General features: G+C 53.1%; 11 protein-coding genes and 3 pseudogenes. 3 read left to right on the plus strand and 11 right to left on the minus strand.

Annotated elements, in window-relative coordinates:
• Positions 1 to 64 precede the first annotated feature (64 nt).
• The 4 genes and pseudogenes from H9L05_RS10715 to recA form a co-directional block, all read right to left on the minus strand.
• Complete coding sequence (locus H9L05_RS10715) at positions 65 to 1138, minus strand: sensor histidine kinase (RefSeq protein WP_187734123.1); 1074 nt, start codon at positions 1136 to 1138, stop codon at positions 65 to 67.
• Positions 1139 to 1259: 121 nt separating this feature from the next.
• Positions 1260 to 1927: pseudogene (locus H9L05_RS10720) on the minus strand (response regulator transcription factor).
• A 136-nt stretch (positions 1928 to 2063) separates the two neighbouring features.
• Positions 2064 to 2932, minus strand: a pseudogene (locus tag H9L05_RS10725) (DUF3108 domain-containing protein).
• Positions 2933 to 3143: 211 nt separating this feature from the next.
• Positions 3144 to 4223 carry a recombinase RecA gene (gene recA / locus H9L05_RS10730; protein WP_187734124.1) on the minus strand — a complete coding sequence of 360 codons (1080 nt, stop codon included), beginning with the start codon at positions 4221 to 4223 and terminating at the stop codon, positions 3144 to 3146.
• 201 nt (positions 4224 to 4424) lie between these two features.
• Between recA and H9L05_RS10735 the strand changes: the two genes are divergently transcribed.
• Positions 4425 to 5291 carry a hypothetical protein gene (locus H9L05_RS10735; protein WP_187734125.1) on the plus strand — a complete coding sequence of 289 codons (867 nt, stop codon included), beginning with the start codon at positions 4425 to 4427 and terminating at the stop codon, positions 5289 to 5291.
• On the plus strand, positions 5282 to 5605 hold the full coding sequence (locus H9L05_RS10740; protein ID WP_187734126.1) for a hypothetical protein: 324 nt from the start codon (positions 5282 to 5284) through the stop codon (positions 5603 to 5605). The genes H9L05_RS10735 and H9L05_RS10740 overlap by 10 nt, the downstream gene beginning before the upstream one ends.
• A gap of 37 nt (positions 5606 to 5642) precedes the next feature.
• On the opposite strand, the gene H9L05_RS10745 is transcribed toward H9L05_RS10740, so the two are convergent.
• Complete coding sequence (locus tag H9L05_RS10745) at positions 5643 to 6239, minus strand: GNAT family N-acetyltransferase (protein WP_317175170.1); 597 nt, start codon at positions 6237 to 6239, stop codon at positions 5643 to 5645.
• Between the two features lie 151 nt (positions 6240 to 6390).
• Here H9L05_RS10745 and H9L05_RS10750 point away from each other — a divergent pair, with 151 nt between their 5' ends.
• Positions 6391 to 7275: an SDR family NAD(P)-dependent oxidoreductase gene (locus H9L05_RS10750; protein WP_187734128.1), complete on the plus strand. Its 885-nt coding sequence runs from the start codon at positions 6391 to 6393 to the stop codon at positions 7273 to 7275.
• Between the two features lie 70 nt (positions 7276 to 7345).
• Here H9L05_RS10750 and H9L05_RS10755 read toward each other — a convergent pair whose 3' ends face one another.
• The 6 genes and pseudogenes from H9L05_RS10755 to H9L05_RS10780 all read right to left on the minus strand — a co-directional run bounded on the left by H9L05_RS10755 (position 7346) and on the right by H9L05_RS10780 (position 13866).
• Positions 7346 to 7762, minus strand: a complete 417-nt coding sequence (locus H9L05_RS10755; RefSeq protein WP_187734129.1) for a hypothetical protein — start codon at positions 7760 to 7762, stop codon at positions 7346 to 7348.
• A 97-nt stretch (positions 7763 to 7859) separates the two neighbouring features.
• Positions 7860 to 8824: pseudogene (locus tag H9L05_RS10760) on the minus strand (AAA family ATPase).
• A 92-nt stretch (positions 8825 to 8916) separates the two neighbouring features.
• Positions 8917 to 10305 (minus strand): peptidylprolyl isomerase, encoded by a 1389-nt coding sequence (locus tag H9L05_RS10765; RefSeq protein WP_187734130.1) that lies wholly within the window; start codon positions 10303 to 10305, stop codon positions 8917 to 8919.
• Between the two features lie 301 nt (positions 10306 to 10606).
• Positions 10607 to 12928 (minus strand): peptidylprolyl isomerase, encoded by a 2322-nt coding sequence (locus tag H9L05_RS10770; RefSeq protein ID WP_187734131.1) that lies wholly within the window; start codon positions 12926 to 12928, stop codon positions 10607 to 10609.
• A gap of 174 nt (positions 12929 to 13102) precedes the next feature.
• A complete protein-coding gene (locus tag H9L05_RS10775) occupies positions 13103 to 13516 on the minus strand; it encodes an ATP-binding protein (protein WP_187309934.1) in 414 nt (137 codons plus the stop codon).
• 20 nt (positions 13517 to 13536) lie between these two features.
• Positions 13537 to 13866, minus strand: a complete 330-nt coding sequence (locus H9L05_RS10780) for an STAS domain-containing protein (protein ID WP_133271725.1) — start codon at positions 13864 to 13866, stop codon at positions 13537 to 13539.
• Position 13867 lies beyond the last annotated feature (1 nt).

A 13867-nucleotide genomic window follows, 5' to 3' on the forward strand; every position in this document is an offset into this window, starting at 1 on the left:
AACGGGCCGCAAAGGTACGAAGCAATACACGCTTTACCGCCTATGCGATAGATGACCTAATGGACTAAGTCTGGGGCGCTTCCGTGGTCTTTGTCGGCTTACGCGGCTTCGCAAGCTTAAACTCCAGCGAGGTGCCTTGCCCAGCCTCACTATGCACTCGGATAGTTGATTTGTGCGCTTCTACAATATGTTTGCTGATGGCCAGGCCCAAACCCGAGCCGCCAGAATCGCGGGAACGGCTTTTGTCGATGCGATAGAAGCGCTCAAAAATGCGATTTTGGTGCTGCTTTGGGATTCCCTCGCCATCGTCGCGAACGGAAATACGGACGGCTTTGGTGGTTTCTGCCAGCATAACGGTTACGTGGCCGGCCTCACGACCATATTTTATGGCATTATCAATCAGATTGACGAGCACTTGACGAATGCGGTTGCGGTCGGCTAGCACCAAAATGCCCCCCACCGATTCATTTGACAGTAGCAATTCGAGTTTAACCTGGCGCTGGGTGGCTCTAGACTCCAGCTGCTCGAATATCTCCCGGACAAGCTCGGCCAAATCGAATACCTGCCGCCGCATCCGAACGACTCCTTTTTCCAGTTGAGATATGGTTACCAGGTCCTGTACTAACGCATCGAGAGTATCAAGACTTGTAGCGGCTTTGCGGAGGAACTTCTGGCGCAGAAACTCATCGTCCATATCGCCATCCAGAACGGTGTGGAGGAAGCCCTGAGCGGCAAAAATGGGCGTTTTCAACTCGTGTGATACGTCGGCCAGAAACTCGCGGCGGAGTGTTTGCAGGCGTTTTAGCTCGTCTATTTCCCGCTGTTTGCGCTCCGCCATTTGCAGAATCTCTTCCCGCATACGCTTTAGTGGCTCGGGCCGAAACAGGAATTTATTCGATAGGCGCCGGAATTCCTTGCGCTTGACGTTTTCCAGGCCCGCGTAGATGTTGTTGATTTCGCGAAATATTAACGCCTCAAATGCCAGATAAACCAGTAGAAAACAAGCCGCCACCGTGATACCCGCCGCTAGAAAGGCCTGCTGAAACGGCAGCGTCGGCACCGTCCAGGCAAACGTGACGAGCACCGCTGCCACGAGCAAGGCAATCAGAATGGCAATGGAGCGGGAAGAGAAATCCATGAGCTGAAGCGAGGTGTAGTACGGGGCTAAGACTAGCTACCGCAAGCCCAAATATAAAGCCGGCCCTGTAGCAGGGCCGGCTTTTTACCGGTGCAGATAAATCAAGTTCTGACTCCGCAAATCATTCATCGATATTAAACTTATACCCCACACCCTTAATAGTTTGGATGTGATGGTCGCCGACTTTTTCGCGCACTTTGCGCACATGCACATCCACGGTGCGAGCGAGTACGAATACATCATTACCCCAGATATTCTGCAGCAATTCTTCGCGGCCAAATACCTTATGAGGCGAAGCAGCCAGGAAAGCCAATAGCTCGAACTCCTTCTTGGGTAAGGATATTTTGCGCCCCTCCTGATAGACAGCAAAGCCCGTCCGATCGATGCGCAAACCGTTGATTTCGATGGTGTCCAGCACCACTTGCGGGTCTTTGTCGCGACGTACGAAGGCGGCCAGGCGGCCCATTAGGGCACGCGGCTTGATGGGCTTGGCAATAAAGTCGTCGGCGCCGGCTTCGAAAGCAGCTACTTCTGAGAACTCTTCGGCGCGAGCCGTCAGGAAAATGATGTACGTATCCTTGAACTTGGGCAAAGCCCGTAGCTGCCGACAGGTATCAATGCCGTCGAGATGGGGCATCATCACGTCGAGCAAAACGATGTCGGGCTCGAACTGGGGGCAATTTCCAGGGCTTTGCGGCCGTCGGGGGCGGTAGCTACGTCGTAGCCTTCCTTGCGCAGGTTGTACTCCAGTAGTTCTACAATGTCCGGATCATCATCGACTACCAGAATCTTGTAGGCATTGGGGAGGCGGTTGGTTGCACAGGACTGAGGGTTGAATCAGAAGATACTATCGACTGCAAAATTACCGGTTGTCGAGGTTAACCTAATGTTACCTTATTATGAACTACGGTGGTGGGTGGTTTTCTCAAGGATTGGCGCCAGCGCGAGCCACCACATTCAAGCGGTGCTTTAGGCCTTGATATTTATACATATCCACCTTCACGGCGCCTACAAACATCTCAGCCTGAATGAGTACCGGAATCTTGTTGCGGTCATCGGAAAGGTAAACAGAAACCCCATCCTCTCCGCGAAAAAGCTTATTGGGGGCATTTTGGGTACTAATCGAATAGCGCGAATGATGCCTGCCTTGGTTTCCACGGTCTCGCGGCCTTTGTACACCACGTCCATGTTGTACACCTCATTGCTGAAAAAACCCTGCACCCGAATCACTTCGCCCACCCGCCGCTTGTCGTAGTCGAGGGTACGCAGGAAGTAGAAACCACTCACCAGATCCTGCACATTCTCAGGTATTTTGTAAGTGCCGCGCTTCACAGGGTCCTTTTCCTTCTTGCGCGACTCTACGCTGGCCATATTTTTATAATGGTCGAAGTCAACGGTTTCACGCTTGCGGTAGGTGTTCTCCTCAATGTTGCGGTAAAACCGTTGGGGCAAGATGCTGGTAGTATCGATGAAGGTGCGCCACGTGTCGCGAACGCGCAGGAAGAAGTCAAAAGAGCCTAGAGTTTTGCCTGTTACGGTAGCCTGGTAGCAAGGACGGTCGTTGATGCGCTGCAAAGAACTAGAAATCTCAATGGTCGCTTCAGCTGCGTTTATCAGGCCGTAATGCACTTTGTAGTGCATTTTCTCGCCCTTTATAAAGCTGGTGTTCCTAACTGTGCGCGACCCATCAGCCGGCTGCCAGGCGAACAGCGCCAGCAAAGGCAGCAAAAGCGGAATAAGCAGATACCAGCGGCGATTCATGAAGGGCAAACCAAAAAGTGATTCAGCTGACATTAAGTCAAATGAAATGCCAGCAAATATATCCCTAACCCTGCGAACGACCGGCAAGACAGGACTAAGCGAAACGTCAACGCTTAAAAACGAGTTGCACGCCGGCACGGATTGCAGGTAGCACTCAACGGCTCAAGAACGCAGCTTATTGCTGAATAAAAAAGCCCCCAGAAATCATCTGGGGGCTTTTCTGAATTACAAAAACTCAGAAAGACTAATCGTCGTCTTCGTCAATTGATTCATCGGTAGGAATGGCGGCCAGTGCAACAGCGGGCTCACCTTTCACCATTGCCCGAATCTTAGCTTCGATCTCATCCGCAAGCTCAGGGTTGTCGTGCAGAATGGTTTTTACACCCTCACGGCCTTGACCTAAACGGTCGCCGTTGTAGCTGAACCAAGAGCCCGACTTTGCGATGATGTTCATATCAACGCCCAAGTCGAGAATCTCGCCGACTTTGGAAATACCCTCGCCGTAAATAATATCGAACTCAACTACTTTGAACGGCGGCGCTACTTTGTTTTTCACCACCTTCACTTTTGTGCGGTTGCCGGTTACGTTGTCCTTGTCTTCCTTGATCTGGCCAATACGGCGAATATCAAGACGCACAGATGCGTAGAACTTCAGTGCGTTACCACCGGTGGTTGTTTCGGGCGAACCGAACATAACACCGATCTTTTCGCGAAGCTGGTTGATGAAAATGCAGCAGCAACCGGTTTTGTTGATAGTACCGGTGAGCTTCCGTAGGGCTTGGCTCATCAAGCGGGCGTGCAAGCCTACTTTCGAGTCACCCATGTCGCCTTCCAGTTCGCCTTTCGGCACCAGTGCAGCTACGGAGTCAATAACGATGATATCGATGGCACCGCTGGAAATCAACTGGTCAGCAATTTCAAGGGCTTGCTCACCGTTGTCGGGCTGCGAAATCAGTAGGTTTTCGGTGTCAATGCCGAGCTTCTCGGCGTAGCTACGGTCGAAGGCGTGCTCGGCGTCGATGAAGGCCGCCATGCCGCCGCGCTTCTGGGCTTCGGCAATGCAGTGCAGGGTAAGTGTGGTTTTACCGCTCGACTCAGGACCGTAAATCTCTACGACCCGGCCCCGGGGCAAGCCACCGATGCCGAGGGCAATATCAAGCCCGAGCGAGCCGGTGCTGATAGCAGGAATATCAACGACTTTGTTGTCGCTCAATTTCATGACAGTGCCTTTGCCGTAGTTCTTGTCGAGCTTGTCCAGCGTAAGCTGAAGAGCTTTCATTTTCTCGGCGTTGGCGTTGACAACTTTGTCAGTGGATGCAGCCATTAGAATGGGGTTGGGGTATAAATGCTTAGGTTTGGTGAAATTAGGCTTTTTAGGCCGTTTTTACAAGTCGAAATGCCGCTTCCTAGGTGTTAGTTGAGGCTGTTCTAGGTCGGCTGTGGGTAACATAGACAAGCTATATTTTGTGCCCACAATGCTAAAAATATTTGCTGATTCTGGGAAAAATAAATAATGCTAAAATTTTTGTCAAAGGTAGTCATTGATACCCAGATCAAACCGGTCTTTTGGCGGGCAGCCGGCCTGTTTTTTAGTTTGTTGCTAACCAGCTTTCCGGCCGCCGCCCAGCTCGATAATCACGCCTTTCAGTACTCATTGCCTATCAAGCCAGAGTATGAAGGCCAGCTTCGGGTGGCTGTGCAGGGGTTCTTGTTCACAAAGGATAACGAGTATTTCAACAAAATAGACGAGGGCCGCACCTATTACGGTACGCAGCTGGCGCCGCGGCTTGTGTATTTTCCCAGTGCCAACATTCGGCTGGAGGCTGGTATCTTTTTGTATAAAGACTATGGCACGTCGCGCCTGCGGCAGGTGCGGCCGGTGTTTACGGCCAAGTACCAAAAAGGCCCCCACAGCTTTCTGTTCGGCAATATTGAAGGGCACTTGCAGCACGACTACATCGAGCCGCTGTTTGATTTTGAGCGCGTGATGACTAACCGGTTGGAAGAAGGTATGCAGTACAAGCTGCAAACCGACCGGGTGAAGCTCGACGCTTGGGTTGACTGGCAGCGGCAGCAGTACCGATTCAGTAACTTTCAGGAGCAGGTAGCCGGCGGCCTTACCTCCGAAGTCACGGCGTATCAGGACTCAGCAGGGTGGCGGTTAGGCGTGGTGCCGCTGCAGTTTCTGGCAATGCACCGTGGGGGCAAATTGACACGATTGCGACGCCTTTACAAACCTTGTTCAACTTCGCTACCGGCCTGCGCGTGCGACGTAAGCTGTCCGCGACTGGCTTTGTGCATGCGGTACATTTCGATGGCTACGTTACGCGTTATACCGACTACTCTTTCACGGAAGTATTGCCCTATAATAAGGGCAACGGCTTGTATTTAAACGCCGGCGTAAATACACGTCTCTCCAACATTATGCTCAGCTATTGGTCGGGGAATGGCTTTGTCTCGCCTCAAGGCGGACGGCTGTACCAATCCATTTCCAGCACCGTCAACAACGCCGACTTTACCCAACGCCGCCGCGAATTGCTCATTCTGCGCATGTTCAGCGATTTTCACCTGCCCGGCAACGTCCTGCTGACAACTCGCTTCGAGCCTTTCTATGACTTCAATCGCCGGCAGATAGAGTTTTCCTTCGGAACGTATCTTAACTTCAATCAGGAGTTTTTTCTGACCATGCTACGGCGAGCAGACTAATTTAAGCGCAAGCTTTTCTTTGCCTGAAAGAAGCGTGTCAGGGCCGATTTAGCGCGAAATGGAGAATGTCGGACTCCTTCTCTAATTTCCGGGGAGACCACAAACGCGGTTGTGGTGGCACTAGCTGAAAGCCATTCGCGACCGCGACCGCACAGCTGCGCGGGTTATCGACTCGGCAACGGATAACCAGACGATCGGCGTTGATAATAGGGCTAAAGCCGAGCTGTACGGCCGCTGTTAGCGCCTCACGAGCGTAACCATACCCTTCGGCTTCTGAGGCGAGGTAGTAGCCGATTTCGGCCGTAACAGTTCGGGCCCAGGTAGGCTTCAGGCTAATGTCGCCCAAATATTGCCCCCCAGCCGTGCGCCAGATGCCTAGCACGAACATCCGCTTGGTGTGCCAATCCAAATCGAAAGACTCTAAGATGCGGCCAGCATCGGCAGAAGTTTGAACGGCGGCCAAGCGGGCCGGAAAGGCTTCCTGAAGCCTAGCACGGTCCTTTCCGAGAACCGCGAAAAATGCCGCCTCGTCGGAAGGCACGTAGGGCCGCAGCGTGAGTCGGGGGTGAGCAAAGGCAAGCGGGCCGGAAAAGGAGGAAGGTCGGCGGGGTGCATAATTTGGCGCAAGCAACAAGCTGTCCTACGCGCAAAGCCTACTCCGGGATGAAAGAAGCAGGGCAATAGTAACTCTGGGGGGCAAATGCCGTTTGTTTTAAACGGTTATCAATCAGTAAGAAGGAGTTTTCCTTTATCAAGTACCTATTCTCAACCTAACACTAACTGCTATGAAAAGAAGACTGGAAGGCAAAGTTGCCATTGTAACAGGCGGCGGCACCGGTATCGGCGAAGCTATCAGCAAACGATTTGCCCAGGAAGGCGCGGCCGTAGTGGTCGTGGGCCTCGACACGGACCCCGTGCGCGAAGTGGTAGACGAAATTCAAGCCCACGGCGGCCGCGCTATCGGCTTCCTAGGCGATATTTCCTGGCAGGAAGCCGCTGAAGAATGCGTGAAGCTGGCGATACATGACTTCGGCAAGCTGGATATTCTGATCAATAATGCCGGCGTATTTCCCGCCACCTCTACCATTGATAAGTACCCGATTGAGGCGTTTGAGTACATGATCAAGCATAATGTGTACTCCAACTTTATGATGACGCGGGCGGCCATTCCATATTTGCAGAAAACGCGCGGCAATATCGTATCGGCCGGCTCCGAAGCGGGGCATATGGGTATTCCGCAGAACTCGCCGTATGGCGGCACCAAAGGTTTTGTGCACGCTTTTCAGCGCGGCGTAGCCGTAGAGCAGGCTAAGTTTGGGGTGCGGTCCAATATCGTTGGTCCGGGCCCCATCGACACGGCCTGGACACACAAGGAAACCGGCCCGATGACTGCCAAAATGGAAAAGCAGACGGTGCAGGGCGTACCAATGGGCCGCCGCGGCACTCCGGAAGAAGTAGCCAACGTCTACTTGTTCCTAGCTTCCGATGAAGCCAGCTACGTGACCGGCGCAACGTATTTCGTGGATGGCGGCGTAACGCTTTCCAAAGGTCCGCACGGCGACGAAGTACCCAGCAAGCTCCGGCAAGAACCCACCAACGGCCTCGACCTTCAGCACGAACGCGACGGCCATACCAAGGTGAAATCGGAGTATAAAGCCACAATGAGCTAGTTCTCATTTGATACCCATGAAAAAGCCCCCAAAGACGATTCTGGGGGCTTTTTGTTCGTGCAAAATCAGCTTATGGGTGTTTATACTGCAAAGGGCTGCCGAGTGCCTGCTGAATGCGCATTACGTTTACCTGCCGGGCCGCCTCGTTGAAAAACTCCAAACGGCGAATCAGCATTTCCTTCACCAGCATACGTCCTTCCGGTGTGCGCATTACGGCTTTTTTGTCATCCAGAATACGCTGCATTATGGCTTCCGTTTCGGCTTCACGCTGTACGTACTGCTCGCGAAACTCAGCCAAGCGAGCCAGACCATCGGTGGTGAGGCGGAACTGAGCGCCGCCCTGATTCAGCACTTCACAGAGGACATACACTTCCAGCGGCAGGGAAGTAGCCAACGTGGTGGTGCGCAAATCGAGGCCCGCCTGCAAGGCATCCAGAATGATAGCAATGTTGCGCTCGAATTGCTGGTAATAACCGGAAGCTTCCATTTTTTCAATTAACAGTTAACACTTATCATTTAACAGCCTGTCGGCGCATCATTACACATTTTAGCCAGCCCTCGCTGATAGCCGACTGTCAAATGACTTAAAGGAGTTCTTTTACAATCTGCTCCACCGAAATTCCTTCGGCTTCAGCTTTGAAATTGCGCACCAGGCGATGACGCAAAATAGGCAGCGCCACAGCTTTCACGTCCTCAATGTCGGGCGAGTACTTGCCGTTGAGTAAGGCGTTGCATTTGGCCCCCACAATCAGGTGTTGCGAAGCCCGCGGCCCGGCACCCCATTCCAATAGCTGGGTAGCCCGCGCTGCCCCCGATCCGTGTTTGGACGGGTTTTATGCACCAGATTAACAGCATATTCTACTACATTGTCGGCCACGGGTACGCGGCGCACCAAATGCTGAAACGCCTGGATATCATCACCGTGCAGTATTTTGCTTACGGTGGGACGATGATCCGAAGTCGTGTTCTTCACGATTTGCAGCTCCGCATCATAGCTCGGATATCCGAGCTGAATATTGAACATGAAGCGGTCGAGCTGGGCTTCGGGTAGGGGATAGGTACCTTCCTGCTCAATCGGGTTTTGAGTAGCCAGCACGAAGAAAGGCCGCTCCAACGGATAGCGCTGCCCTGCCACGGTTACCGAGTATTCCTGCATGCTTTCCAGCAAGGCCGCCTGCGTCTTAGGTGGCGTCCGGTTAATCTCGTCAGCCAGCACGATGTTGGCAAACACGGGTCCTTTCACAAAGTGAAAATCGCGCTGCTGATTCATCGTTTCCGAGCCCACAATGTCGGACGGCATCAGGTCAGGAGTGAACTGAATGCGGTTGAACGACAAGTCGAGCGAGTCGGCAATCGTCTGGATAAGCAGCGTTTTGGCCAAGCCTGGCACTCCTACCAACAAACAATGACCCTGCGAAAATACGGCTGTAAGCACAAGGCGAACCACCTCATCTTGCCCAATGATAATTTTACCGATTTCCTGCCGCAAGGCCTGGTAAGACTGAGCTAACGCGTCGGCAGCTTCTTTATCGGAAGAGAAGTTTCGCATGTAAGGGGAGGAGCTAGAAGCCAAGAGCTAGGAGTGAGAAGCTGAAACACACTGTTAGGTGTTCCTCTCCTCTCACTCCTAGCTCCTAAAAGTTAATTAACCGCATTAAGCAGCTTACAGTCAGCGTACTGCGGATCTACTTCGATATAGACGTCGCCACGATTCTTCTTAAACCACTCATCCAGCGCCTTGTTTTTCTTCTCGTTGAGAGCAGCGGCGGCTATTTTCTGGTAGTCGTCCTGTAGGTTAGCTTGGTGGGGCGGGTTATTCGATTTCAGCCACAGAATACGCATCGCGTCCTTGCCGTCGTCGGTGCGGTAAGGCATAGGAGGCGTAATGCTACCCACTTTCATGGTATCGATCGTGAAGAAAATGGCCGGATCGATTTTATCCAGCGGCAAGTAATTGCTCCGGTCTTGGGGGTTCTGAATCAGGCCGCCGTTGCCGCTGGTGTTTTTGTCGTCGGAGAAATCCTTGGCCGCTTTAGCAAACGTGATGCTGTCGGCCAAGATGCGCTTGCGAACCTTATTGAGCTGCACAGCGGCTTCACTTACGTCGGAGGTGCCGGTAGCGGGCTTGAGCAGAATGTGGCGGGTGCTGAAGGTTTCACCTTTGCGCTCGATGAGCTGGATAAGGTGAAAGCCAAACTGCGACTCGACGATGGGCGAGAGTTGGCCCGGCTCCAAGCGTAAAGCGGCCGCCTCGTACTCGGGCACTAGCTCGCGGCGCTTAAAAAAGCCTAAGTAGCCGCCCTGAGCCGCCGAGCCCGGGTCTTGGGAAAACTCCTTCGCCAGCTTCTCAAAGTCTTCGCCCGCTATAACACGTGCCCGGATCTCGTTCAGCTTCGCTTGCGTTTCCTGCTTGGCCTTCTGATTTACTTGAGCAAACTTAATAATCTGGCCAACTTCCACTTCGGTGGAATAGTAAGGCAGGCTATCCTTCGGAATGCGGTTGAAAAACTGCTTTACCTCCCGAGGCGTCACGGTTACTTTGCCGGCAATCTCTTCCTGCATTTTCTGCTGAACGAGCTGCTCCTTCACCTGCGGCCGTAAATCATCCTTGAGCTGCTTGATGGGCTTCTTGTAGTACTCTTCCAGCTTCTGCTCCGAGCCAATCTGCTGCACGAAGTAGGCCATGCGCCGGTCAAGCTCACCTCTTACCTGGTCGTCTTCCACCACTACGGAGTCAACCTCGGCTTTTGCCAGCATGAGCTTATTCAGCACAATGCTCTCCAGAATCTGGCACTTCACATCGGGAGGCAAGGGTTTGCCCTCCGCCCGCGCCAGCTCCTGCTGATAGATGTTTTCTAGGTCGGAACGCAACACAATCTGGTTGTCCAACTTCACGATAATGGCGTCTACGGTTTGGCGCCCTACTGGCCGGGCCAAGCCCAGCTGGGCGAAACCAGTGCTTACCGCACCTACTAGCAGGCCACCGCTCAACAGCGTCACACGAGCCGCCGTACGAAATAATTGAGTCATGTAATTCAGAGAATAAGAAGCTGGACAGCAAAGAATATCCAGCCCACCGGCTACCGAAACGCGAAAAGCCGCCGGTAAATTTCAACATAAATCCCTTCTCCGGCAAAAAGCTGGGTTTGAGGCCGCAAAAGAGCGTTTCGGGGTAAAGAGACTGTGTTGCCGGCTAACGTTGCGTGACTCACTAACTTTTAGCAAGCGGTAGCCAGAGCCGTGCCTTGCCAATAGCACGAATAAAAAAGCCCCCAGAAAACAGCAGCCTTTGCTGGGCTCTCTGGGGGCTTTTTCGGGCAGCTTCGCCAGCTTATTTAGTTATTAGCTTGTCTACTTCCGCCTGATTGACCTGTACCGGATACTGCGTACGAAGCTGCCCCAGCCATTGCTTTTCCAGAAAGTTCTGGTAGTCGGAGGTAGCCTGGCCACGCGTTTCAGACAAGGTTTTAGGCCCGGCAGGCAGTGCTTTCTCGATGATAATGGCATAAAAGCGACCATCTTTCTGCACGGAGTAAGTACCCGGACCACGGTCCATTACTTCATCTACCACTTTGCTGTCGCCCTTCTGGAAGCTCTGCTCTACTATCTGCACAGCCAGCGGGTTACTGGCATTCAGGCTCTCTTCCAATACAGCAGTGCTCGTGCTGGTCAGAGCGAGCAGCGCCGTAGCGGCAGCGACAGGCTTTGTAGCCGTCTTTGTACTGATACGGCTGGCCGGTGCACCTTTACCCGTCAGGTAAGCCACCACAGCCGCAGCTCGGCGCTGAGCCAAAGCCACCGGTTCACCGCGTTTTACGCGGCCAGTTACGGTAAGGCTTAGGGTCGTGTCTGACGCCAGACTGGCTGCCAAGCGGTCAAGATTGGTTTGGCTGGGGGGCAAAATTGTGGATTGGCTTGCGCGGAAAGCTACTGGGGCCGGAGTATTACGGGTAACCTCGAAGCGGCCAGTTGCCAGTTGCTTTTGAGCCTGAGTCAGCAAAGCCGGTGAGGCTGCGTTGATCATCGTGGCCTGCACGCGCGGGCCCCACTGATAATTAGCTTGATTGGCCGTGAAAAACTGCTGCAGGCCCACCGTATCCGTTAGCGCCTTCGACCACACTTTCTCGTCCATCAGCTGGAAAAGCAGAATACCGTCGCGATACTCCTTTACCAGCATGCGGTAGTCCTCATACTTGGTATCGAGGTTGGCCTTTTCAAATTCCGTCAGACTCTGATCTACATATTGGTCATACAGCTGCTGCATCACAAAACGAGGATCAGCCCCGGCACGCGGCCGCTGACTCTGCTGCACGTAAGCTAAAAAGTCTTTGATCGGATACGCTTTGCCTTTTACGGTAAACAGCGGAGCGTCGGCGCTTACGGTGGTCTCGCCTTTTTTGCGCTTGCCGCTCGGGAATTTGCTTAAAAACGTTTCTGACTTAAAACGGCCGTTTACCAGCGCTGTATCGGCCTGCGCCAGTATGGCATCACGCACGGGGGGCATTTCTGCGAACTGATTTTCCTGCCGAATGCGCTTTAAAAAGGCCGCCCGGTTTAGCTCCGAGCGCGAGTCTTTGGCTACTTTGCTTTTGAGCGTAGGAGCCATGGCCTCAAACGTGGGCACCGGCTGCTTTTCAATAAGCTTGATAATGTGCCAGCCATACGGCGTCTGAACCGGAGCCGAAATGTCGCCGGGCTTTTGCAGCTTAAACGCTACTTCCTCGAAGCTCGGAATCATGCGTCCGGTACCGAAAGCGGGCAGCTCGCCACCATTGGCCGCCGAGCCAGCATCTTCCGAAAACTGCGTTACCAGCTTGTCCCAGTCTTCACGACGACGCAAGCGGGAGTACAGCTCATCCACCTTCTTCTTAGCCGTTACCGAGTCAGCCTTGGGCATGCCGGGCGTGGCCCGAATCATGAGGTGAGCCACTTTAATCTCGCCTTGTGCTGGCCGTACGTCATTCACTTTGATTACGTGGTAGCCAAAGCGCGTCCGGACCGGCGCCGATACTTCGCCCGCCTTCGTTTTATACGCCACGTTCTCAAATGGATACACCATCTGCATAGCTGTAAAGTAGCCAAGCTGTCCGCCATTATCGCGCGCCGAAGGGTCTTCCGATGCCTGACGAGCTACTTGGTTGAAGTCTTCACCGCTGGTAACGCGCTGGAGCAATGCCAGCGCCTTCTGGTAGGCGGCCAAGGTATCCTGAGGAGCCGCATCGGGAGCCACGCGCACCAGAATATGGGAAGCGCTGATTTCCTTGCTTAGCCGGTCGTAAGCCTCCTGCACGAGCTGGTCGGTTACGCTTTTCTCCGTCAGGTAAGGCTGGGCCAGCTGCTGCTTGTAGCCGTCCAGCTCCCGCTGAAAAGCCTGCGTGGTATCGAGGCCGCGCTGCTCAGCTTCCAGTACCTTGAGCTTGAAGTTGGTGTACAGATCCAGGTATTCCGTCACGTTGGCACGGGTGCCGTAATCAGGAGCCGTGGCGTTGTTTTTCCGGTATACGTAAGCAAATTCCGAGGCTGGTACTATCTGCTTTCCCAGCGTAACCACCGCCGGTTGCTTAGCGGCGGACGTCGTGGACTTGGTAGACTGGCATCCGATGGCCAGTAGTGCGCTAGCACCGAGGCTAGCGTACAAAATGCGTTTGGGCATAAAGAAAAAAAGATGCGACACGAACAATAACTCTATCATGACCCTGAGGGCCGAGTCGTTGCCAGATGCAATTTTACGGATTTTTTTTGGCCTAACTTCAGCTCGCTATCAAACTGAGCGTGTACAAAAAAGCCCCCAGCGGCTGGGGGGCTTTTTGAAAATCAGAACGTTGGGCTACACCACTTTCTTGTAGAGTCGGCAAACGTTATGGTTGCCTGAGGAAGAAAACTCCACGCGGTCCATAATGCGGTTGACAAGTGCCATGCCTACGCCGCCTTTCTTCCCAAGACGGATATGCTCCAGCAAATCGGGCTCCCGAAAGGTTGATGGCAAATATGATTCCTTGCTGTCATCCTCTATCTCAATGCCAAACATATGGTCTTCCATGGCCAGCTTGAGTTGCAGATACTGCGATTCGTTCTCCGCATTGGCATGAATGATCAGATTGGCCACAACTTCATCAACGGCCAACACAATCTGATTGATATGCAATTCGGATAAGTGGTACACAGACAGATAGGCGCTCACGAAGTCGCGTACTGTCTTCAGGTTAGCCCGGCTACAACTTATGCGAATTACGTTCTTCATCCCCTCCTTACGCTGTCAAGCTATATAGCAGTAGCCTCCGACTCGGAAGGCACGATGGTCATCAGCGTATCTAACCCCAGAATCTCAAATACGTTGTGCACTTTTTCCTGCATGTTGAAAAATACCAATTTCACATTGGCATCTTGGAAGCGCTGTAAGTGGGAAATGAACACGCCAAGGCCAGCAGATGAAATGTAGTTCAGGCGCTGGCAATCAATTAATACTTTCTGATAGTTCAGGATTTCGGGCTTGGTCAATTCTGTATCAAGAATCACAGAAGAGCTAGCATCTAGCTCGCCATCGAGGCTGAGCGTGAGCGTATGAGCGGTGGTTTGTTGCGTGATTTTCATA

The organism is Hymenobacter qilianensis, from assembly GCF_014489555.1.
In the GTDB taxonomy this organism is placed as follows: domain Bacteria; phylum Bacteroidota; class Bacteroidia; order Cytophagales; family Hymenobacteraceae; genus Hymenobacter; species Hymenobacter qilianensis.